A 22956-nucleotide genomic window follows, 5' to 3' on the forward strand; every position below is an offset into this window, starting at 1 on the left:
ATAATTAAAATGAGAACCTATAAAACAAAAAACAGTAGTAAACCGGAGCTTACTACTGTTTAAAAATTGTACTTTTATTTTTTATTAATCCTGTATCGTTTTTTCAGGACTAGACACCTTTAAAATTAATTTGATCTAACGAGTATTCCCATTCCGATTTGATTTCCTAATTGCGGATAAATAAAGGCAGTTGTTTTTTTGTTTTTTCCCACACTCAATGATTGAAATGGATGCCAATAGGAGACAAGAAGTCCAGCTGCCATTCCTATTCCAGCTCCAGTCAAGATATCGGAGGTGTAATGTTTGTTATTTGCTATTCGAAGCACTCCAGTGGCTGTAGCAAATAAAAAGCCACTACTCGCATACCATAAATTTGAATCTTTGTACTCATAGTAAAGAAGTGCAGCATTAGTAAAAGCAGTTGCGGTATGGCCAGATGGAAAACCTAAATTATCTGAATGATCCGGCCTTTCTTCTTTGAATGAATGTTTCATTGTTTCCACAACACCTCCCATAATAGCATTAGCAATAATTATATTAATGGTTTGGTGAAGAAAATCATTTTTCGGTTTAAATCCGAGATATTTTCCCCCGTAAATTTGAAGGATTGGTGCATATTGAATATAATTGTCAACTTTAGTATGAAAATCATTTCCAAAAAGATTTCTGATGTCACTTTGTAAATTTTCATTAGTTTGAGTTCTCAAAAGCAATGCTCCTCCAGTTATAAGTGCGACTGGGGCAATGAAATTTTTATAAGAAATTTTATCTTCATTTTTTATAGAAGAAATGGTATCGTTAGATTGTGCATTTCCTTTAAAAATTAGCAATAAAAATAAAATAATTGTAAGTTTAGTTTTCATAATTTAAAAAGTAATATTTGTTCCTATCATATTGAAGCCATATGCACGGGAAGCGTTAAAGTTGTAGGTGAATTTTTTGTTTTCAGTATTTTTTGTGCCACTTTTGTTCATTTTACTATTCGCAATATTTTTACCAATAATATAACCCATAGCTAATGCTATTGGATAATCAGAAGCCCAATGTACATTACTTTGTATCATTTCAAATCCTAAAACACCTATTAATGTATAGCCTATAGGTTTAATCCATTTTATGTCAGGATAATTCCCCATAATAACATACAATGCAGAAGTAGCCGTCATCATATGTCCTGATGGGAAAGCATCGTAGTTTGGGGTTTTAGTTGCAAAAGCTTTAAAACTAGGAAAAGGATTCCATTCTCCTCCAGAATTTCCGTCTTGTAGTGCTGGTGCAGGACTTTGCCTTCCTGAAATTCGTTTTATAGTTTGACTAAAAACTCCTGTTATTGCAAGACTCTCTATTATTCCAGAAGCTGTGTTTAGAGATCGGTAATCGTTGTTGATTAATCCATAAGTAGCAAAACCTATGCTTAACAATATTGGTGTTGTACCATTACCCAATAAATAAATTCCCGATGTGGCATTTGGAGGGACATTACTTAGCGGACCAAAATTATTGTATCTAGCAACTTCTTTTAAACCAATTTTTTCACCCATTGTACGAGAGTGCTCTAGTATATATTGATCTGCAGGTAATAAAGCAATTGTTGCAACAGCAGATGCGCCAAGTTTGATGAGATTATCTTTTTTACCAATATCTTTTACCGTTCCTGTAAAATCTTTGGGTAATTTAGTTATAAAATCAAACAATTTTGGTTTCTTATAAGTATAAATCTCACCATTAGAAAGTTGATAAATTTGATGTTTTGATCCATCAATTAGGCTATCTTTAACTTGTGATTTTATATTTTGTGATATGAGTATGAGAATACAAAAAATTATTATTTTTTTCAATTTTTCTTTTTTTACATGCGCAAACCTACATTAAGGAACTGAATTTAAGCTTAAAAAGACCTTAAAAAGACCTTAAAAAATTTAATTAAGATTTATACTTTTTATGAATGTACTCAAAACTGAAATAGTATTTCCAGGTGTTGATGGAGCTTCCTCAGAAGGAATAGTTGCTATAGGCGGTGACTTATCGCCAGAACGTTTGCAACTGGCTTACAAAAGTGGAATTTTTCCATGGTTTGAAGATGGGGAACCTATTACATGGTGGTCACCTAATCCCAGAATGGTTTTGTTTCTGGATGAATTGATTGTTTCCAAGAGTATGCGCAACATTCTCAATAGAAATATTTTCAAGGTTACGTTTAATCAGAATTTTAGAGGCGTAATCTCTAATTGTCAAAACATAAAACGCGAGGGTCAAAACGGAACTTGGATTACCAATGATATGATTGAAGCTTATTGCAAATTGAACGAATTAGGTAGTGCTAAATCAGTAGAAGTTTGGCAAGATGATGAGTTGGTAGGCGGTTTGTATGGTGTCGATTTAGGACATATTTTTTGTGGAGAAAGTATGTTTTCTACAATTTCGAATGCTTCAAAAGTAGCTTTTATAGCTTTGGTAAATCAATTGAAAAAGGACAATTATAAATTGTTAGATTGTCAAGTTTATAATCCTCATCTCGAAAGCTTGGGCTGTAGGGAGATTGACAGAGAAGAGTTCATGAGTATTTTGAATGTTTCTAAAAAGTAGTTTCATTATCTTTCTTTGATTCTAGAATTTGAAAAATAAGTGTTTTTATAGCCAACTAAATTTTAATATGTAATGAATAATATTCTTTTTATTAGCGAAATCTACATTTATCCCATCAAAAGTTTAGGCGGGATTAGTTGTCAAAGTGCCAGGGCCGAAGAAATGGGTTTTGAAAACGACAGACGATGGATGCTAATTGATGAAAACAATCAATTTATAAGTCAAAGAGAGCATCCTATTCTCAGTCAATTTCAACCTCAAATTTCAGATGGTAAAATTGAGATAACGTATCAAGGTAAAAAGCATGCTTTTTTTATAAGTGAAAGTATAAATAATCCAATTTTAGTGCCTGTTTGGGATGATCAAAGCGAAGTTTTCGAAGTTAATAAAACGATCTCCGATTGGTTTAGTGAATGTCTTGGTTTTACCTGTAAGTTGGTAAAAATTATTGAAACTGGCGATAGAAAACATAAAAGTAAGGCATTGAATGTTACTTTCAATGTTAGCCTAGCCGATGGTTATCCGTATTTATTAGTTGGGAGCGAAAGTTTAGATCAACTAAATGAAAAATTAGCAAAAAAAATTACTGTCGCTAGATTTAGACCCAATATTGTTATTAATAGTACTCTAGCCCATGAAGAGGATCACTTTGGGATTATAAAAATAGGAGATGTTACATTCCAAAATGTAAAACCTTGCGGTAGATGCATAATGGTCAATAATGATCCATTGAAAAGTATAGTGCTAAAAGAACCTTTAAAAACATTAAGCAAATACCGAAAAGTGGATAATAGTGTTCTTTTTGGAACCAATTTAGTATGTCTTGAAAAAGGGATTGTTAGCGTAGGAGATGTTTTGAGTTTTTAGAATTTAAGTTTGTTGAAACTCCAATCCAAGCTATTAAATAGTACTAATTCATTTTCTAAAGTTGGTAAATTCATAATCAGTTTCAAAGTTTCATGCGCCATCATCGTACCGATAATTCCCGGAAGCGTACCTAATACGCCATTAAAATTACAATTGGGAACGTCTTTTGGATTTGGTGGTTCAGGGAATAAATCACGAAGATTTTTATTTCCATTGTGATTAAAAACTGCCATCTGTCCCTCAAATTTCAAAATACTGCCGTAAATCAATGATTTTCCTAAGGCCACACAAGTATCGTTTGCTAAATAACGAGTCGCAAAATTATCGCAACCATCAACAATTACATCAAAATTCATGATGATTTGTGCGGCATTTTCAATAGTTAATTTTTCTTCAAAAGCGATAATATCAATCAATGGATTTAAAGTTTCTAAAACTGATTTTGCCGTAATTGCTTTTGATTGACCAACGTGTTCCTCCGTATATAAAATTTGGCGGTGAAGGTTGTGTAATTCGATTTTGTCAAAATCTACTATTCCAATAGTTCCCACTCCAGCCGTTGCTATATATTGTAAAATGGGACAACCTAGTCCGCCAGCACCAATCACTAGAACTCTAGCTTTCTTGATTTTTTCTTGCCCCGAATCGCCTATTTCCGGTAACATCATTTGTCGGTTGTAGCGTAAAAAATTCTGAATAATACTCATAATTCTGTATTCTAAAATGTTAATCTATATTCGTGTAACTTCTGTCCCAATCTTTCCAAACGGGTTCGTATCCTCTACTGGAAATCACTTTCGCAATCTCAGAAGCTGATCGTTCATCACTGATTTCAAATTGTTCCAATGATTGCGGATCAACAACATAACCACCAGGATTAGTTTTAGAACCGGCACTCATACTAGTAATTCCAATAGGAATGATATTATCACGAAATTTTTCATTTTCACGAGTTGACATGGAGATTTCTAAATCTTCATTCCACAGACGGTATGCGCAAATGAGTTGGGTCAAATCGGTATCATCCATGATAAAGTTGGGCTCAATAACTCCTTCTGCGGGTCGTAATCTGGGGAAAGAAACCGCGTATTTAGTTTGCCAATACGTTTTTTGTAAATAATCTAAATGCAAGGCATTGAAAAAACTGTCCGTACGCCAATCTTCCAATCCTAATAAAACACCCAACCCAATTTTATGAATACCTGCAGTTCCTACTCGATCCGGTGTTTCCAAACGAAAATCGAAATTGGATTTTTTTCCTTTTGTGTGGTATTGCTTGTAAACATCACTATGATACGTTTCTTGGTATACTAAAATCGAATAGATTCCAGCGTTATGCAATTGCTCGTATTCTTCTGTTGACAAGGGTTGCACTTCGGCTGAAATGGTGGAAAAGTCATTTTTTATTTGAGCAATTGTCTTTAGAAAATAATGAATGTTTACAGTATGATTTGCTTCGCCAGTCACTAGTAAAACATGATCAAAGCCCGCTTTTTTTAAGACCTCAATTTCTAGCGTAATTTCACTTTCGGTAAGTGTTTTTCGCTTGATTTTGTTATCCAAACTAAAACCACAATAGGTGCAAATGTTCTGACATTCGTTACTTAAATATAAAGGAGCATACATCTGAATCGTTTTGCCAAATCTTTTTTTAGTTAATTCATGGGCCTGTTGCGCCATTTGCTCTAAATAGGGTTGGGCTGCAGGTGAAATTAATGCCAGAAAATCCTCGAGATTTCGCTTGCTTTTGGTTAACGCATGTTCAACTTCTACTGCTGTTGTGCTGTATATTTTGGTTTTAATGGTATCCCAATCGTAATTATCAAAAACCGATTTAAATGTGTTCATTATTTATGTTGGTTATTAAGTGATCGTCATTTTTGTTATTCAGTTTCGGCTCCCTCTCCTTTGGAGAGGGTTGGGGAGAGGATTACTCATATAAAAACGCTGTCAAAGGACTCGAAGCCATTGCACGATTTACTTTTTGTGCTAATTGTGCTTCATAGGCTTTTCGACCTGCAATAACTGCTTCTTTGAAAGCCTCTGCCATCAGTATTGGATTTCCTGCCACGGCAATCGCAGTATTTACCAAAACCGCATCAGCTCCAAGTTCCATCGCTTTTGCAGCATCGGATGGTGCGCCGATTCCTGCATCTATAATTACTGGAACTCTACTTTGCTCGATAATGATTTCTAAAAAATCGATGGTTTTTAATCCTTTGTTGCTGCCAATCGGCGAGCCCAAAGGCATCACTGCTGAAGTTCCGGCATCTTCCAAACGCTTGCACAAAACCGGATCCGCATGAATGTAAGGCAAAACGATAAATCCTAATTTGGCTAATGCCTCCGTAGCTTTTAAGGTTTCGATTGCATCAGGCATTAAATATTTTGGATCGGGATGGATCTCCAGTTTTAGCCAGTTCGTTTCTAATGCCTCGCGGGCTAATTGTGCTGCAAAAATGGCTTCTTTAGCATTTCTTGCTCCGGAGGTATTGGGTAATAAATTAATTTTCGGGTGTTTCAGATGTGATAAAATGGCATCTGTTTCGGTTTCTAAATCGACACGTTTTAATGCTACGGTAATTAATTCGCTTCCAGAAGCTAAAATAGCTTCTTCCATTTGTTGATTGGAACCGAATTTTCCTGTGCCTAAAAACAAGCGGGACTCAAAGGTTTTGTCTCCTATTTTAAATGGTAACATATAATTTGTCGTTAAGTTGATTGATAAGTTGTGATACATTTTCGGTTTGTGTAATCAAACCGGAAACGGCTATGCCGTGAATTCCAGTTTTCATTAGACTTTCTATATTTTCAAGTGTGATTCCTCCAATGGCATAAATGGGGATTTGGATATTTTTTGCCTTCATTTGACCGATAATCGAACGATATCCTTCCAATCCTAGAATTGGACTTAGATTTTGTTTGGTGGTTGTAAATTGGAATGGTCCCAAACCAATATAATCACAATTTTCGGCTGTTCTTTGAAGTACGTCTTCAAAAGTATTTGCAGTACCTCCAATGATTTTTGTTTTTCCTAAAATGAGTCTTGCTTCTTCAACACTCATGTCACTCAAGCCTAAATGAACTCCATCCGCATCCAATTGTTTTGCTAAATGGACGTTGTCATTGATGATAAAAGTGGCCAAATATTCTTTGCATAACATTTTTACGGCTTCCGCCAAAGTGAAAGTATCATCTGAATAATTTTTTTTGAATCTCATTTGTATCCAATCGCAACCATTATCCAATGCTTTGTGAATGTTATATAATTGTTCTTCGACTGTGTTTCCTTGCGAAATGTATTGTAATTGGTTATGCATAATGGTATCCTAATTTGGTTTGGTTAGATTGTAAATAGGGTTCTATATATTTTTTGGCATTGCTACATGCTGTTTTTAAGTCTTGTCCTAAGGCTAAATTGGCTGTAATAGCGGATGATAATACACAGCCGGAGCCATGTTTTTCGAAAACTAAAGTGTCCTTTGGCGTAAGCCTGAAGATTTCTTTTCCAGTGTATAAATAATCAATGCCAATTGCCGAAGGATTATGACCGCCTTTTAGTAAAACAGAGCACTGTTTCGAAAGGGTTGCTGCAATTGTTTCTGCATTAATTTCCTTCGACGACAGTTGTAAAATCTCATTGTAATTCGGCGTAATTAGATCAATTTCTTTCAATATTGGATTTAAAAGAGCTTGATTTTCTAGGTTTAAAAAATTGAATCCGGTTGTAGATTTTAAAACCGTATCCCAAATTATTTTTGTTTTTGGCGAAAGCTTTTTTATAACAAAAACAATTTCTCTTAAATAATCCAAAGAAGGAATAATTCCAATTTTTACGGCTTTAATAGTATAGTTGCCGAACAATTTTTCCAATGAGTTCAAAACGAAATCTAAGTCAGTCCATTGCATTTCGAAGAACTCTTTTTCGGTTTGAATGGTATTGCCGGAATTAACAGCAAAACCATATACACAATGTTGCTCGAATGTCTTGATGTCTGCCAAAACCCCTGCGCCTCCAGAAGGATCAAAGCCTGCAATTGTTAATACGAAAGGTCTGTTTTCTGGCATAATTTAAAATTTTCTATTGGATTGTTACTGTTCCAAATGGTACCTAAAAGCGCGACATCATCAAAACCATATTTCAATGTAGTTTTAATTTTATCAGATGTAATTCCTCCTACTGCAATCAGTGAGGTTTTGTTATTCTTTCTTTGTTCCAATTCTTTTTTAAAGTCAAGATTCGAAATGTAATTTGGTTTAGAAATACTTTCGAAAACCGGCCCGAAAAAAGCATAATCGAAAACATCAGATAATTTTTCAAAATCAGCCATATTGTGGATGGAAGTGGAAAGTTTAAATTCTCGCTCTTTCCATTTTTTTAAATTTTCCTCGGATGTTTCGATTCTTGTTTTTTTCGTAAAATGGATTCTGGTAATTCCAAAATCTTCCGCCAATTCATGGTATTGATGTAATACTAATTTTGAAAGAAATTCCATTTCTATTTTCGATAAAAACAGCTTCATTTCGGCTGCAGAAAAATCTGGTTTTCGAACATGAAATAACTGCAATTCTTCTTTAAAAAGTTGATGGATGAGGTTAATTTCATTCTCGATTGGAGTTGGATTTGTGATTACAATCATATTTAGATTTATTATGGGAGAAGTATTAAGTATTAAGTTTTGGTCTTTTTTAAACATCTTAATACTCTAATCTTAATTCTAGCTATAAATTTCTTTTCCGCTTTCCACAAATTCTTGCGATTTTTCTTGCATGCCTTTTTCAGCTTCGGCAACATCACGAATTTCTTGTGAGATCTTCATAGAGCAGAATTTTGGTCCGCACATGGAACAAAAATGAGCCACTTTTGCGCCATCTGCAGGTAATGTTTCATCATGAAATTCACGAGCTGTATCTGGGTCTAATGACAAGTTGAACTGGTCTTCCCAACGGAATTCAAAACGCGCTTTACTCAAAGCATTATCACGGTATTGCGAGCCTGGATGACCTTTGGCTAAGTCGGCGGCATGAGCGGAGATTTTATAAGTGATGACTCCATCTTTTACGTCTTTTTTGTTGGGTAAGCCAAGATGTTCTTTTGGAGTAACATAACACAACATTGCACAGCCATACCAGCCAATCATTGCAGCTCCAATGGCTGAGGTGATGTGGTCATAACCCGGGGCAATATCCGTTGTCAATGGTCCTAAAGTATAAAAAGGAGCTTCATCACAGTGTTCCAGTTGTTTGTCCATGTTTTCTTTGATCATGTGCATCGGTACGTGACCGGGACCTTCAATAAATACTTGAACATCGTGTTTCCAGGCTATTTTTGTCAGTTCACCAAGCGTTTCCAATTCGGCAAATTGTGCAGCATCATTTGCATCGGCAATAGAACCTGGACGTAAACCATCTCCTAATGAGAAGGCTACATCATACTGTTTCATGATTTCGCAAATCTCTTCGAAATGAGTATAAAGAAAGTTTTCTTTGTGGTGAAATAAACACCATTTTGCCATAATAGAACCACCACGGGAAACAATTCCGGTAATGCGGTTGGCTGTTAAATGAATGTACCGCAATAAAACGCCGGCATGAATGGTGAAATAAGAAACCCCTTGTTCCGCTTGTTCGATTAACGTATCGCGGAATACTTCCCATGTTAAATCTTCGGCAACGCCATTTACTTTTTCCAAAGCTTGGTAAATTGGCACCGTTCCAATTGGTACAGGAGAATTTCTAATAATCCATTCTCTGGTTTCGTGAATGTTTTTGCCTGTTGATAAATCCATAATCGTATCAGCTCCCCAACGGCAAGCCCAAACTGCTTTTTCTACCTCTTCTTCGATAGTTGAGGTTACGGCGCTGTTCCCAATATTGGCATTGATTTTCACCAAGAAGTTACGCCCCACAATCATGGGTTCGCTTTCGGGATGGTTGATGTTATTTGGAATAATGGCTCGGCCTCTGGCTACTTCACTACGTACAAATTCAGGTGTGATCTTGGATTTTGGGGTATTGGCTCCAAAACTGTTTCCGCCGTGTTGGTATTGCATGGCTTTGGGTTGTTCGTTTATTAGCTCCAAGCGTTGGTTTTCACGAATGGCAATGTATTCCATTTCGGGTGTAATGATTCCCTGTTTTGCATAATACAATTGAGATACATTTGCTCCCTTTTTGGCACGCATGGGTTTGTGCAAATATTCAAAACGCAATTCGTTTAGTTTTTCGTCATTCAGACGCTTTTTTCCATATTCAGAAGAGATTTCAGTCAATTCTTCTACATCATTACGATCCAGAATCCATTGTTCCCGAATGCGCGGTAATCCTTTTCGAATGTCAATTTCGATATTTGGATCAGTAAATGGACCGGAAGTATCGTAAACGGTTACAGGGGGATTTTTTTCTATTCTGCCGTTTGACATTTTAGTGTCTGCCAATGTAATTTCTCGCATCGCTACTTTTATGGGATGAATGGTTCCGTCTACGTAAATTTTTGTAGAGTTTTGGAAAGGAGTTCTTGAGATTTTTTCTTCGTTATTCATTTGTTTGAATTTTATGATTTTAGGAGTGTTCGTCTTCTGCTAGGGATAGAAATGGAAAGCCCGTAAAGTGGGAAGCCAAATAAAACAAGGATTAGTGAAGCGACCGTAAGGAAGCTTTGACTAAGACTATGTTTTATAGGATTGTAACTGCGGACTTGAAATGGATAGCCCGCCCGAGCAGCCAAACTATCCTCCTTGAGTTGCAGAGATGATGAGAATGTCGTCGGTTTCTTGTATAGGATGGGAATTCCAGTTGGATTTTGGAATAACGGTATTGTTAATGGCTACGGCAATTCCGTTTTGTTTAATGGGAATTTCCAAGTCAAGAAGTGCCTGAACAGTTAGACTGTCAGTTGCAAATTGTTTTGTTTGATTGTTGATTTTGAGCTCCATTCCTTTTAATTTTTAGAAAATTATAGAGATGCACTGCAGTGCTTCTCTACTTTAGGAATGGCTACAATGGCACATAAATGTGCGCGGAAGTCATCTTACTTTTCCCTACGCTAGTATGAACTAGATCAGGTTCAGAGGGTAATTCTCAGCCTACAATGTTGTAGACACCCCTAAAGTGTGGAACAAAAATAGGATATTATTTAATAGGTGATTCTTAAATTTTGAAAAAAAATAAAACTTTTCGAACTTGTTTTGTTATTGATTTTTAAAAAATTACTGTTTTTTCCAGCAATCTGCTACATGATCGTCGACCATTCCGGTTGCTTGCATATGGGCATAAACTACGGTAGAACCGACGAATTTAAACCCGCGTTTTTTCAAATTTTTACTGATAGCGTCAGAAAGTGGCGTGGTGGCAGGAACTTCTTTTAGGGTTTGTCGGTTGTTTTGAATTGGTTTCCCATCGGTGAATTCCCAAATGTATTTGGAAAAACTGCCAAATTCCTCTTGTACTTTCATAAAGGCAACCGCATTTGAAACTGCCGATCTGATTTTTAATTGGTTTCGAATGATTCCTGCGTTTTGAAGTAATTCCTGGATTTTATCTTCGGTATAAAGTGCGACTTTTTTATAGTCAAAATGCTCAAAAGCTAATTTGAAGTTTTCTCTCTTTTTTAAGATTGTGATCCAACTTAATCCCGCCTGAAAAGTTTCCAGAATTAGGAATTCAAATAATTTTTGATCGTCATAAACAGGAACTCCCCATTCTTCATCATGGTATTTTTCGTAAATTTCAATACCAACACACCATTTACATCTTGTTTTTTCTTCCATAATTTATTCTGTTTCTTCTGATAAATATTTTTTTATTAAATGGTGTCCTAAATAAATTAATGGTGTCAATAAAATAGCAATTCCTAATTTAAACGTATAACCGATTATCGCAGAACTTAAAAAAGTGTCAAAGTTGATTTTTCCGGGTAACCAAAATGCAATTCCTAAAACAATAAAGGAATCGAATAATTGTGAAACCACTGTAGAACCAGTCGTTCTTAACCATATTTTTCGTTCTCCTGTTCTGTTTTTGAAAAACCAAAAAACGGTTACGTCTATTAATTGGGAAACTAAAAATGCGATAATACTACCGGCAATAATCCACATACTTTGACCAAAAACAGCATAAAATTGGGAATCATTTATAGGGCTAATCCCTTTTGCAGCAGGAACAAGTATGGCTAAAAGTAGAATGATAAAAGCATAGGCAATTAAACAGGCGGTTATATAAGATAGTTTTTTCACTCCTTTTTCTCCAAAATATTCATTGATTAAATCGGTAGTGAGGAAAACTACAGGCCAAGGCAAAATTCCGATACTCATAACGAAAGGCCCCACTTGTATCAATTTTCCACCGATTAATTCTGCTACAACAGCATTAGTAATGAAGATTCCCGCTAGGATTACAAACACAATATCTTTTTTAGATCTGAACATAAAAAATTATTAGTTTTCCAAATTTAGTATTTTAATTTCTTTTTAAATAATAAAAAAATCCCATCTTGTTTTTACAACAAAATGGGATTTTATATTTGAGTTCAGAAATCTAAAATAAATTCAGAGATTCTGAAGCAAGTCAGAATAAATTATCCTAACGCAGCTCTTTTGAAACCGGTAACGATAAGATCTTTATCTAAAGATTTAGCATAAGCAGCAACGCTCATTTTATTGTCTTTAATATAATCTTGGTTAACTAAAGTATTATCTTTAAAGAAACGAGCCAATTTACCTTTAGCGATATTGTCTAACATTGCTTCTGGTTTTCCTTCTTGACGTAGGATATCTTTAGCAATTTCTATTTCTTTTGCGATAGTGTCAGCGTCAACACCAGTTTCGTCTAATGCGATAGGTGACATAGCTGCAGCTTGCATAGCAATGTTTCTTGATACTTCATCAGCACCTTCGATTTTTGCAGATAGACTAACTAAAGTAGCAATTTTGTTTCCAGAGTGAATGTAAGACCCGATGAAAGCACCTTCTAATTTTTCGAAAGTTCTTATCTCTAGTTTTTCACCAATAACTCCAGTTTGCTCGATTAATTTGTCAGCAACAGTGATTCCGTTGAAATCAGCAGCTAAAAATGCTTCTTTATTGTCAAAATTCAATGCCAAATTAGCCATTTCAGTAGCCATTTTTACAAAGTTTTCATTCATCCCTACAAAGTCAGTCTCACAGTTCAATGTGATCACAACACCAGCAGTTTTGTCAGCATTTACAACAGCAATTGCAGCACCTTCAGTAGATTCTCTATCGGAACGATTAGCAGCTACTTTTTGTCCTTTTTTACGTAAGTTTTCGATAGCTAAATCGAAATCTCCGTCTGCTTCAACCAAAGCTTTTTTGCAGTCCATCATTCCTGCACCAGTGATTGTTCTTAATTTATTTACGTCTGCAGCAGTAATTGTTGCCATATGTATTATTTTTTAAGGTTAAAAGTAAAAAATTCCAAGTGTTAAATCCAATTTCCAATTTTATTAAATTATCAACTTTAGGTTTCTAATTTTTTATGGAGAGGAATTTAAAACTTGGAATTAAATGTTAATTTATTCTTCAGTTGCAGTTGGAGCAGCAGCTTCTACAGCAGGAGCTACTTCTACAGCTTCAGCAGCAGTAGCAACAACTTCAGTGGCAGCAGGAGCAGCAACTTCAGCAGTAGCTTCACCTTCTTTGTCAGAACCTCTATCAGAAAGTCCTTCAACAATTGCAGCTGTAACTAAAGATAAAATTTTATCAATTGATTTAGAAGCATCATCGTTAGATGGGATTACAAATTCAACCTCTCTTGGGTCAGAATTGGTATCCACCATTGCGAAAACTGGAATGTTTAATTTTTGAGCTTCTTTTATTGCAATGTGTTCCGCTTTGATATCAACTACGAACAATGCAGCTGGTAGTCTAGACATGTCAGCAATTGAACCTAAGTTTTTCTCTAATTTAGCACGAAGACGATCCACTTGTAAACGCTCTTTTTTAGAAAGGGTCATGAATGTACCATCTTTCTTCATTTTATCAATAGTAGCCATTTTTTTAACAGCTTTACGGATAGTTACGAAGTTAGTTAGCATTCCACCAGGCCATCTTTCAGTAATGTAAGGCATGTTTGCAGCTTTTGCTTTTTCAGCAACGATGTCTTTTGCTTGTTTTTTGGTAGCAACGAATAATATTTTTCTACCTGATGCAGCGATTTTTTTCAAAGCTTCATTCGCTTCTTCAATTTTTGCTGCAGTTTTATATAGATTGATAATGTGAATACCATTACGCTCCATATAAATGTAAGGAGCCATGTTTGGATCCCATTTTCTAGTCATGTGTCCGAAGTGAACACCTGCTTCTAGTAATTCTTTTACTTCTACTTTGTTTGCCATTTTGTTCTAGTTTACGTTCTGTTGATTAGCAATGAATAAATGGCGGTTTCCCGGCTTTATACATTTAGATGCTAAACTATTTCCTACCTCAGTAGGAGAGCAACAACAACTGTTTTTTTAAATTCAATAATAAGTGAACGATGTCTTGTCCCATTTGAACAAGACAGGTAATATTAACGTTTAGAGAATTGGAATCTCTTACGAGCTTTCTTCTGACCGAATTTCTTACGTTCAACCATTCTTGGATCTCTTGTCAATAAACCTTCTGGTTTCAATATCCCTCTGTTTTCAGCATTTACTTCACACATAACGCGTGCCAATGCCATTCTTACAGCTTCTGCTTGACCAGTTGAGCCACCTCCGTAAACGTTAACTTTTACGTCAAAGTTGCTTACATTTTCTGTCATAGACATAGGTTGTAATACTTTGTACTGTAAAGTTGCTGTTGGGAAATAAGTTTCGAATGGTTTTTTGTTTACAACGATTACTCCTGTTCCTTCCGAAACATAAACACGTGCAACAGCGGTTTTTCTTCTACCGATTTTGTGAATTACTCCCATTACTTAAGGTCGTTAAGGTTAACTGTTTTAGGTTTTTGAGCGCCTTGTTTGTGCTCTGATCCTACAACAACATTTAAATTTCTAAAAAGTTCTGCACCTAATTTATTTTTAGGTAACATCCCTTTTATTGCTTTTTCAACTAGTAATGCAGGATTCTTAGCTTGCAATACTTCAGCAGTTAAAGTTCTTTGTCCCCCAGGGTAGCCAGTGTGACGGATGTAAGTTTTTTCTTTCATCTTGTTTCCTGTAAGGTTGATTCTTTCTGAGTTGATAACGATTACGTTATCCCCGCAGTCCACGTGTGGTGTGTAACTTGGCTTGTACTTACCTCTCAAAATCATAGCGACTTTTGAAGCAAGACGACCTAAGTTGTGACCATCAGCATCTACAACAATCCACTCTTTTGTAACGGTGGCTTTGCTTGCTGATTGTGTCTTGTAGCTTAATGCGTCCATAATATATTTTTAATTAAACATTCCATCCCCAATAAAGGGGTTGCAAAAGTACAATTAATTATTTTAAATACAAATACCTTAAAAGAATATTTTTTATATGTTTTTGTGCTGATAATCAAATGTATATTTGGAATAAATTTAAGATGTGTTTTTCGGATTATACTTATATTAGGTCTTTCAATAATTGTATTACATTTGTTGTCAAATAAAATTTGGATATTACACTTTTGTAAAAGCAGGTTTATATTACATAATTACTATTTTTTTATACAAGAAAACAAATTAAATGATTCTTATAATCATTAAAAAGCAATAAATTCCGATCTATGAAAGCTAAAGCAACTTTAAAACAAATTGCAAAAGAATTAAATGTTTCTGTTTCTACAGTTTCAAAAGCACTTAACGATAGTCCTGAAATTAGTGAATTGACAAAAATTAAAATTAAGGAATACGCAAAACTTAAAAATTATAAACCAAACGTTATTGGTTTAAACCTTAAAAATAGAAAAACAAAAACCATAGGTGTTATTATTCCTAATATTCTAAATTCTTTTTTTGCAAAAGTATTTAGCGGAATTGAAAAAATTGCTGATGAAAAAGGATACAATGTGATAATGTGTATTTCTAATGAATCATTAGAAAAAGAAGCCCATACCCTTGAAATGTTGAGTAACGGGACAATTGATGGGTTTATTCTATCGGTTTCAGAAGAAGCTCAAAAACTTCATGAATACAATCATTTCAAAGAAATTATTAATGATGGTACTCCTATAGTTATGTTTGATAGAATTGCTGAAGGAGTAGATTGTGATAAAGTTGTAGTTGATGATTTTGACTCGGCTTTAAATTCTACTCAGCATTTAATAGATTTAGGGTGCAAGAATATAGCTTTGTTTTCTTCTGTAGATAATTTAAGTGTTGGTAAATTAAGAGCTGACGGGTATCTTAAAGCATTGGCGGATAATAACATTCCTGTGAATGAGAATTTAATTATTCGTACAGATTCAGAGGATGATTTAAAGGATAAAATCGAGAGTATTTTTGATAATAACAAGATTGATGGAATCTTTGCTTTGGAAGAAAATGACTCAGTGGCTGCATTGCGTATTGCTATTAAAAAAGGATATAAAGTACCGGAAGAAATTTCTATTATAGGTTTTGCAGATGGAATTCTTGCTTCCAGAAGATTATCGCCAAGTTTAACCACGGTTAGTCAGCATGGTATTGAGATAGGCGAAGTTGCAGCCAAATTACTTATCGATAGATTAGAATCAAAAGAAGAGAATCTGCCATATGAAACGGTTGTTATTAAAACAAAATTGAAAGAAAGAGAATCCACTAGGAATTTGTAGATTATTTTTTATATTATTTTTTTATTTAGGTATCTTTTTTGTTGAAAAAAAGATATCTTTATTGCTTATAATCAACAGGTTATGTTATGATGAAATTTTACATTTTACTTATTTCATGCTTTTTTGTAAATATTGCTTTCGCCCAAGCAAAGCTTAATGTTTTTGATATTGGCAGAAATGGGACCATAGATGAAGCGAAGGAACTATTTAAAACAAATCCACAAGCATTTAATACCACAAACCAAGATGGTTTTTCCCCATTAATTTTAGCTTGTTATCGAGGTAATAATGAAGTAGCAAGATTTCTAATTGAAAATGGAAGTGATGTAAATGGCACCAGTAATATGGGAACGGCATTAATGGCGGCAGTTGTAAAAGGAAATTTTGAAATTGCTAAGTTACTCTTAAGTAAAAAAGCAGATGCTAATATTGCTGATGCAAATGGAACTACTGCGTTGATATATGCCACAATGTTTAAAAACTATGATATTGTGAGTTTGTTGATTAAAGAAAAAGCTAATCCTGATTTTAAAGATAACAGAGGTAATTCGGCTACGGATTATGCCATACTTGCTAATGATGATAAATTAATAGAAATCTTAAAAACTAAATAGCTATGAAAAACTTTACTTTAACTGTATTTGCTTTTTTTATTATTTCGGTCATGTGTGGACAAACTTTTACTACGGGTACAGTTGATTTATCAACTACATCTGGATTAGCATATTCTGTAAAAATTGATGTGTCTTTAACATTAGTTACTTTAACAATGGTTGGACCAAGTGACAGGTATCTTGGGTTGGGTTTTGGAGTTGATTCCATGACTGATGGAGGGGATGTTGTCATATTTACGGGAAGCGCCTTAACAGACCGCACATTTCAAGGGATTGGGAATGTACCGGCATTAGATGCGACACAAAGTTGGACTATAACTTCTAATACAATTGCATCAGGGGTTAGAACATTAATTGCCACAAGAGCTTTAGTCTCTTCCGGGAATTATACTTTTAGTAATTCAGCTGGGGCATTAATGTTAGTTTGGTCAAGATCTGGTACTGCAAGTTTTAGTTTAGTTTATCATGGTGCGACAAATAGAGGAGCTCTTACCACTAATTTGATGCTAGGAAATCAGGATTTTACTGTGGAATCTTTCAAGATGTACCCAAACCCAACTAAAGGGTTTATGAGAATAGAACTTCCCGTGGCAATTACTTCGGGAGAAGTTAAAGTTTATGATAATTTAGGAAGAGTGGTTAGACGACAAAAAATTACCAACTTTGATAATGTCATTAATACTTCTGGTTTAACGATAGGATCTTATACTGTAGTCGTGAGAACGGATTATGGAAATGCCACAAAAATATTATTGGTTGATTAATTTATTTGTATCTAAATAAGAAAGAGTCAGATTAAATTAATCTGACTCTTTCTTATTGAAACTTAATGTGCTTCCAGCCAATCTTTCCCGGCTCCTAAATCGACATCCAAAGGCACATCGAGTTTAAACGCATGCTCCATCTCGTATTTTATCATAGGTTGGATTTTTTCGAGTTCAGAATTATGAACATCAAAAACTAGTTCATCATGAACCTGCAATAACATTTTACTTTTCCAGTTTTCGGATATTAGTTTTTCATGGATGTTAATCATCGCAATTTTGATAATATCAGCAGCGCTTCCTTGTATCGGGGCATTCACGGCATTTCTTTCGGCAGCACCACGAACTACAGCATTAGCCGAATTAATATCTTTCAAATAGCGGCGACGTCCAAGAATTGTTTGTACAAATCCATTTTCTCGGGCATATTCAATTTGTTCTTGTATGTATGATTTTAATCTAGGATATGTTTTGTAATAGGCTTCAATCAAAGCGGCGCTTTCAGAACGGGAAAGAGATGTTTGGTTACTCAATCCAAATGCCGAAACACCATAAATAATACCAAAATTCACCGTTTTGGCATGGCTTCGTTGTTCACGGGTAACTTCTTCTAATGGAACATTGAATACTTTTGAAGCGGTAGATTTGTGAATGTCTTCATGATTTTGAAAGGCAGCAATCATGTTTTCTTCGCCACTCAATGCTGCAATAATACGAAGTTCTATTTGAGAATAATCGGCAGAAACAATCGTGTAATTTTCATCTCTTGCAACAAATGCTTTTCTGATTTGTCGGCCACGTTCAGTACGAATCGGAATATTTTGTAAGTTAGGATTATTAGAACTCAAACGCCCAGTTGCCGCTACGGTTTGCATATAATCGGTATGTATTCGATTCGTAATTTTGTCTACTTGGTTTGGTAAGGCCTCGACATAGGTGTTTTGCAGTTTTACCAATTGTCGCCAATCAAGAATGTCTTTTACAATTGGGTTTTCAGCTGCTAGATAACTCAAGATTTCCTCACCAGTGGCATATTGACCGGTTTTGGTTTTCTTTTGTTTAACTCCACCAATTTTTAATTTGTCGAATAAAATATCACCCAATTGTTTTGGAGAAGCCAAATTGAATTTTTCACCTGCAGTTTCATAAATGTTTGCTTCAAATATTTTAATATCATCATCTAATGTTTTTGATAGTGATTTCAAGAAATCTACATCCACACGAATCCCTTCTTTTTCCATATCAGCTAAGACTTTTACTAATGGAATTTCAATTTCCTCAAAAAGTTTTTTGGTGCCGGTTTTGTCTAATTCCGAAGTGAATATTTCTTTGAGTTGTAAGGTGATATCAGCATCCTCAACGGCATATTCTTTAATTTCTTCGAAGTCAACGTCGCGCATTGATTTTTGGTTTTTCCCTTTTTTTCCAATTAAAGCTTCAATGGATTTTGGCGAATATTTCAAATAGGTTTCTGCTAAAATATCCATATTATGACGCATATCTGGATTAATCAGATAATGCGCAATCATGGTGTCGAATAACTTTCCTTCAACTTTAATATTGTAATTAGAAAGAATTTTTAAATCGTATTTTAAATTTTGCCCAATTTTATCAATACTTTCATTTTCGAAAAAAGGAATGAATTTTTCGATTAAAGTTTGTGCTTCTTCTTGGTTTTCTGGAAATGGAACATAGAATCCTTTTCCCTTTTCATAAGAAAAAGATATTCCAACCAATTCTGCATGTAAGGCATCTAAGCCTGTCGTTTCAGTGTCAAAACAGACAGCAGATTGATTTTGTAAATTTTGTAATAATAATTTTAGTCCTAAATCACCTTGAATAATCTGATAAGAATGTTCCGTGTTTTCTAGTGAATTATAATATTGATGGCGCGTTTCTTCAGAAGTTTCATCTGTATTAGTACTTCCAAAAAGATCAAATTGTTCTTCATTCTTGGGTTGTGATTTTTTATATAATTTAGCTTCGTCAACTGGATTGTTAGGTATTGTTGTTCCACCTTTTTTAAATATTGTATCAAACTGTTCTGCCATTCTTCGAAATTCTAATTCGTTGAAAAGAGCATCTGTTTTCTCGACATCTGGAGTCGATAATTCATAATCGGTTTCATCAAAAACTACTGGACAGTCCAATAAAATAGTCGCTAAAGTTTTAGATAACAATCCTTTTTCTTTGTTGGCTTCAATATTTTCCTTCATTTTTCCTTTTAGCTTGTCAGTATTTGCTAAAAGGTTTTCCATAGTTCCAAATTCCTTTAATAATTTCTTTGCAGTAACTTCTCCTACACCGGGTAATCCTGGGATATTATCGGCGGCATCTCCCATCATTCCTAGAAAATCAATTACTTGATCTGGTCTTTCAATTTCGAATTTTGCCAAAACTTCAGGAATTCCCCAAATTTCAATTCCGTTACCCATTCGAGCGGGTTTGTACATAAATATATTTTCAGAAACCAATTGTGCAAAATCCTTATCTGGGGTTACCATAAAGACTTTGTAGTTTTGTTTTTCGGCTTGTTTTGCAATGGTTCCTATTAAATCGTCAGCTTCATAACCTTTGACTTCTATGATAGGAATATGCATAGCTTTCAGTAAATCCTGAATGTATGGAATAGCAATTTTTATAGCTTCAGGAGTTGCATCTCGATGTGCTTTGTATTCAGGAAATATTTCATTTCTTAATTGACTGCCGCCATTATCAAAAGCAACGGCTAAATGATCCGGTTTTTCTCTTTTTATTACATCCATCAATGAATTCATGAATCCCATAATGGCTGATGTGTCCATTCCTTTAGAATTGATTCGAGGATTTTTTATAAAAGCATAATAACCACGAAAGATTAAAGCATAAGCATCTAAAAGGAACAGGCGTTTTTGTTGTGACATGATTGTAATTTTGTATAATTTTCAAAAGTACAAAACTTGTCAGATAAAGAATAGAGAGTTTTAAATATTTCTTATAAATCATATTCTTGAGTTTTAGTAATATTATGAAATAGTAGCTAAATGATTTTTAATCTAAAATTTATTTGAAGTTTTAACTGATCTGACTAAATTTGATTGAAAATAGTAATCAATATTAATTATTTGTAAATATTTTTTAATTTGTAAGATTATGAATATATAATTATAAATAATAAGCATTTTATCGATAAAATAAGTATTTAAACGATATATTTCGTAACTTTACTAAATAGAGTTAGCGTCTAATGATGTTCTTTATATTTAATCTTTGTAATTCGTTTATTATGAAAAAAAATTACGTTGCTAAAAAGGTATTGCATGCCTGTCTATTATTTTTCATGATAATAACGACAAATGTATTTTCTCAAGTGGGAATTGGAACTGTTACTCCTGATGCAAGTTCGGTTTTAGACTTAACGTCTACTACTCAAGGGATGTTAGCGCCAAGGATGACTACTGTGCAAAGGACGTCTATTGCTAGTCCTGCGAATGGTTTGATGGTATATGATACGGATATCAAGGCTCTTCAGTATTATGATTCCTCAACCTCATTATGGAATAAAATATATGGGGATAAAGATGGACGATTAAAGTTTAAGCGCATTAAATCTACGGATGTTTTAGCAACGGTTCTAGCTGCAGAAAAAACTGCGGGAGGTAACACTAAATACCTTCTTGATACCAATACTTTGTATGAAATTAATGGTACAATTAATGTTGATTTACCAATAGAATTGAATAATGCTTATATTGTTGGTGAGGATACTGGAGAAGATAAATTAGTTAAGGCATCTGGGGATCTTTTTACAGGTACAACCGGAGGTTCTATTAAGATATTGACGTTGACAGCAACAAGCGGTAATGTTTTTAATGTTATTGGAACAGGATCAATCGCATCAGGAACACAAACCCAAAGTCTAGTTTTAAGGGATTGTATCATTGCAAGTTCTTCTAATATAGGTAAAATTGAAAATTTTGCATTAGCTTTTGTAAGTATTGTACAATATTTAGGAAATACTACTGGGATTATTTATAAAGATATCAGCAAAGTTTTACTTAGTAATGCCGCTTGGTTTGGAAACAATTCTGGAACCTATGAAACATTTCAGGGAACTTTTGGTTTAGTTGAAAAAACAGGAGGGTTTAGCGAAGTATACGGTGCGGTTGTTGGTCTTGATGTTTCCAGTAATCCAACAATTACAGGTGATGCAGTAATAGAATCAGCTGTTTTTACAGGTACACTTACAACTGGCCTATATATAAAAGGGTACACGGTTGGTAGTTATATAGGCTATAATTTTGATAATAGATGGGCAGTCAGATGCGCAGGAGTCCCAAATGAAGGAGATGCATTTGCAACAGGTTTTTTATATGACAGTAATAACACTACTTCAACAAGAACAACGGCCACTGCTCAAAATACCGATTATAAAGTAGTTACTAACGCTACAACTGTTTCTAATTTATATAGAGTTAAATCGGATGTTAGTGGGAGATTAACATATATAGGTAAAAAAACAAGAACTTTCCAAGTTAATGCCTCAATCTCATTTGCTGAAGTTTCTGGTGGAACAAATGCAACCTATGTTTATTATATTGCAAAAATTTCTACCAATGGAACTACCGTAGTGCCTTTGCCAGAAACGGAGACTTATATTGATACTAATAGTGGTTTTGTACAATCTTTTCCAGTTACAGGTACAGTTTCTTTAAATTCCAATGAATCATTAGAAGTTCATGTGAAAAGAATAAATACAGGAACAAAAATATATTTGGATGTATATTCATTGAACTTGTCAATGAAATAAAGATCAATGCTTATTTATAATTTTAAGGCTTTACTTTTTCATTAAAAGTGAAGCCTTTTTAATTGAATTAAAACTCTAAAACTTAATAATAAGCTAAACTTTTCTGCGCAGGTAAATCTTCATTTTTTCTTCATATTGTAGGTATACATTTGGTCTATAAATAACAAATGAATAATTTAAATTTTAGAAAACATGAAAAAAGTATTGATGTTAGTTGCAATTATGTTAGGAACAAGTGTTATGGTAAATGCTAAAACAACTCCAACAAAAACACGTCCTGCCAAAGAAGTGAGAATGGAAAAACATTCAAAACACAGAAAAGCAAGAGCGGAGAAAAAAGCGGCTGCTATTGGAGCGGAAACATCTAAAGCAAAAAAATAATCAACATTTTTGTTTTGCTTTCTGAGTAATGTAAAATGAATTGCCAAGGTGGCAAAACAAAAGGGTTAATTGTTGAAAAAGCTGGTAAATAAAATTATCAGCTTTTTTTATTACCAACTTGTCCCGTCCTGAAATAGCGATACACAAAAAAGATCGTTATGGAAGAAAACATAAATTATGTAAAACGCACCCAACGCGATTACAGTATGTCTTTAAAGCTTCAAATTGTTAGAG

The 22956-nt window shown here is 34.3% G+C and carries 24 protein-coding genes and 1 riboswitch; of the genes, 7 read left to right on the forward strand and 17 right to left on the reverse strand.

All coding sequences use genetic code 11. The features are described 5' to 3' along the window. Positions 1-125: 125 nt before the first annotated feature. Positions 126-863: a phosphatase PAP2 family protein gene (locus tag ACM55I_RS15525; RefSeq protein WP_416847746.1), complete on the reverse strand. Its 738-nt coding sequence runs from the start codon at positions 861-863 to the stop codon at positions 126-128. Between the two features lie 3 nt (positions 864-866). Further along, the gene (locus ACM55I_RS15530; protein ID WP_416847747.1) at positions 867-1838 is read right to left on the reverse strand and encodes a phosphatase PAP2 family protein; all 972 of its coding nucleotides are present in this window, start codon (positions 1836-1838) and stop codon (positions 867-869) included. 103 nt (positions 1839-1941) lie between these two features. On the opposite strand from ACM55I_RS15530, the gene aat reads away from it, so the two are divergent. Continuing rightward, positions 1942-2586 carry a leucyl/phenylalanyl-tRNA--protein transferase gene (gene aat, locus ACM55I_RS15535; protein ID WP_416847748.1) on the forward strand — a complete coding sequence of 215 codons (645 nt, stop codon included), beginning with the start codon at positions 1942-1944 and terminating at the stop codon, positions 2584-2586. A 72-nt stretch (positions 2587-2658) separates the two neighbouring features. Further along, positions 2659-3453: an MOSC domain-containing protein gene (locus ACM55I_RS15540; RefSeq protein ID WP_416847749.1), complete on the forward strand. Its 795-nt coding sequence runs from the start codon at positions 2659-2661 to the stop codon at positions 3451-3453. Here the strand turns inward: ACM55I_RS15540 and ACM55I_RS15545 are convergent. The 14 genes from ACM55I_RS15545 to rplM all read right to left on the reverse strand — a co-directional run bounded on the left by ACM55I_RS15545 (position 3450) and on the right by rplM (position 14822). Next, positions 3450-4160, reverse strand: a complete 711-nt coding sequence (locus tag ACM55I_RS15545; protein WP_416847750.1) for a HesA/MoeB/ThiF family protein — start codon at positions 4158-4160, stop codon at positions 3450-3452. The genes ACM55I_RS15540 and ACM55I_RS15545 overlap by 4 nt on opposite strands. Positions 4161-4179: 19 nt before the next feature. Further along, positions 4180-5301 carry a 2-iminoacetate synthase ThiH gene (thiH, locus tag ACM55I_RS15550; RefSeq protein ID WP_416847751.1) on the reverse strand — a complete coding sequence of 374 codons (1122 nt, stop codon included), beginning with the start codon at positions 5299-5301 and terminating at the stop codon, positions 4180-4182. Between the two features lie 82 nt (positions 5302-5383). After that, entirely contained in the window at positions 5384-6154 is a 771-nt protein-coding gene (locus ACM55I_RS15555; RefSeq protein WP_416847752.1) for a thiazole synthase, read from the reverse strand. After that, the gene (locus tag ACM55I_RS15560) at positions 6141-6773 is read right to left on the reverse strand and encodes a thiamine phosphate synthase (protein WP_416847753.1); all 633 of its coding nucleotides are present in this window, start codon (positions 6771-6773) and stop codon (positions 6141-6143) included. The genes ACM55I_RS15555 and ACM55I_RS15560 overlap by 14 nt, the downstream gene beginning before the upstream one ends. After that, the gene (locus ACM55I_RS15565) at positions 6766-7521 is read right to left on the reverse strand and encodes a hydroxymethylpyrimidine/phosphomethylpyrimidine kinase (protein WP_416847754.1); all 756 of its coding nucleotides are present in this window, start codon (positions 7519-7521) and stop codon (positions 6766-6768) included. The genes ACM55I_RS15560 and ACM55I_RS15565 overlap by 8 nt, the downstream gene beginning before the upstream one ends. After that, entirely contained in the window at positions 7494-8093 is a 600-nt protein-coding gene (locus ACM55I_RS15570; protein WP_416847755.1) for a thiamine phosphate synthase, read from the reverse strand. The genes ACM55I_RS15565 and ACM55I_RS15570 overlap by 28 nt, the downstream gene beginning before the upstream one ends. 78 nt (positions 8094-8171) lie before the next feature. After that, entirely contained in the window at positions 8172-9995 is a 1824-nt protein-coding gene (gene thiC / locus ACM55I_RS15575) for a phosphomethylpyrimidine synthase ThiC (RefSeq protein WP_416847756.1), read from the reverse strand. A gap of 186 nt (positions 9996-10181) precedes the next feature. Then, on the reverse strand, positions 10182-10388 hold the full coding sequence (thiS, locus tag ACM55I_RS15580) for a sulfur carrier protein ThiS (protein ID WP_039108711.1): 207 nt from the start codon (positions 10386-10388) through the stop codon (positions 10182-10184). 85 nt (positions 10389-10473) lie between these two features. Further along, positions 10474-10570: riboswitch (TPP riboswitch) on the reverse strand. A 91-nt stretch (positions 10571-10661) separates the two neighbouring features. After that, positions 10662-11222 (reverse strand): DNA-3-methyladenine glycosylase I, encoded by a 561-nt coding sequence (locus tag ACM55I_RS15585; RefSeq protein ID WP_416847757.1) that lies wholly within the window; start codon positions 11220-11222, stop codon positions 10662-10664. 3 nt (positions 11223-11225) lie between these two features. After that, positions 11226-11879: a queuosine precursor transporter gene (locus ACM55I_RS15590; protein ID WP_416847758.1), complete on the reverse strand. Its 654-nt coding sequence runs from the start codon at positions 11877-11879 to the stop codon at positions 11226-11228. A gap of 149 nt (positions 11880-12028) precedes the next feature. Next, positions 12029-12853 (reverse strand): translation elongation factor Ts, encoded by an 825-nt coding sequence (gene tsf, locus ACM55I_RS15595; RefSeq protein ID WP_416847759.1) that lies wholly within the window; start codon positions 12851-12853, stop codon positions 12029-12031. A gap of 132 nt (positions 12854-12985) precedes the next feature. Continuing rightward, positions 12986-13807 carry a 30S ribosomal protein S2 gene (gene rpsB / locus ACM55I_RS15600; RefSeq protein ID WP_416847760.1) on the reverse strand — a complete coding sequence of 274 codons (822 nt, stop codon included), beginning with the start codon at positions 13805-13807 and terminating at the stop codon, positions 12986-12988. Positions 13808-13980: 173 nt separating this feature from the next. After that, positions 13981-14367, reverse strand: a complete 387-nt coding sequence (rpsI, locus tag ACM55I_RS15605; RefSeq protein WP_114754885.1) for a 30S ribosomal protein S9 — start codon at positions 14365-14367, stop codon at positions 13981-13983. Next, positions 14367-14822 (reverse strand): 50S ribosomal protein L13, encoded by a 456-nt coding sequence (rplM, locus tag ACM55I_RS15610; RefSeq protein WP_416847762.1) that lies wholly within the window; start codon positions 14820-14822, stop codon positions 14367-14369. Before rplM ends, rpsI begins: the two co-directional genes overlap by 1 nt. A gap of 326 nt (positions 14823-15148) precedes the next feature. Between rplM and ACM55I_RS15615 the strand changes: the two genes are divergently transcribed. From ACM55I_RS15615 to ACM55I_RS15625, 3 genes are all read left to right on the forward strand, one after another. Continuing rightward, a complete protein-coding gene (locus tag ACM55I_RS15615) occupies positions 15149-16174 on the forward strand; it encodes a LacI family DNA-binding transcriptional regulator (protein WP_416847763.1) in 1026 nt (341 codons plus the stop codon). A gap of 86 nt (positions 16175-16260) precedes the next feature. Further along, complete coding sequence (locus tag ACM55I_RS15620; protein WP_416847764.1) at positions 16261-16788, forward strand: ankyrin repeat domain-containing protein; 528 nt, start codon at positions 16261-16263, stop codon at positions 16786-16788. 2 nt (positions 16789-16790) lie between these two features. Beyond that, a complete protein-coding gene (locus tag ACM55I_RS15625; protein WP_416847765.1) occupies positions 16791-17552 on the forward strand; it encodes a T9SS type A sorting domain-containing protein in 762 nt (253 codons plus the stop codon). A 62-nt stretch (positions 17553-17614) separates the two neighbouring features. Here ACM55I_RS15625 and polA read toward each other — a convergent pair whose 3' ends face one another. Next, positions 17615-20455, reverse strand: a complete 2841-nt coding sequence (polA, locus tag ACM55I_RS15630) for a DNA polymerase I (protein ID WP_416847766.1) — start codon at positions 20453-20455, stop codon at positions 17615-17617. 362 nt (positions 20456-20817) lie between these two features. Here polA and ACM55I_RS15635 point away from each other — a divergent pair, with 362 nt between their 5' ends. Then, positions 20818-22341 carry a hypothetical protein gene (locus tag ACM55I_RS15635; protein WP_416847767.1) on the forward strand — a complete coding sequence of 508 codons (1524 nt, stop codon included), beginning with the start codon at positions 20818-20820 and terminating at the stop codon, positions 22339-22341. Between the two features lie 192 nt (positions 22342-22533). Then, the gene (locus tag ACM55I_RS15640; RefSeq protein ID WP_416847768.1) at positions 22534-22722 is read left to right on the forward strand and encodes a hypothetical protein; all 189 of its coding nucleotides are present in this window, start codon (positions 22534-22536) and stop codon (positions 22720-22722) included. Positions 22723-22956 lie beyond the last annotated feature (234 nt).

Source organism: Flavobacterium algoris, assembly GCF_048158525.1.
In the GTDB taxonomy this organism is placed as follows: domain Bacteria; phylum Bacteroidota; class Bacteroidia; order Flavobacteriales; family Flavobacteriaceae; genus Flavobacterium; species Flavobacterium algoris.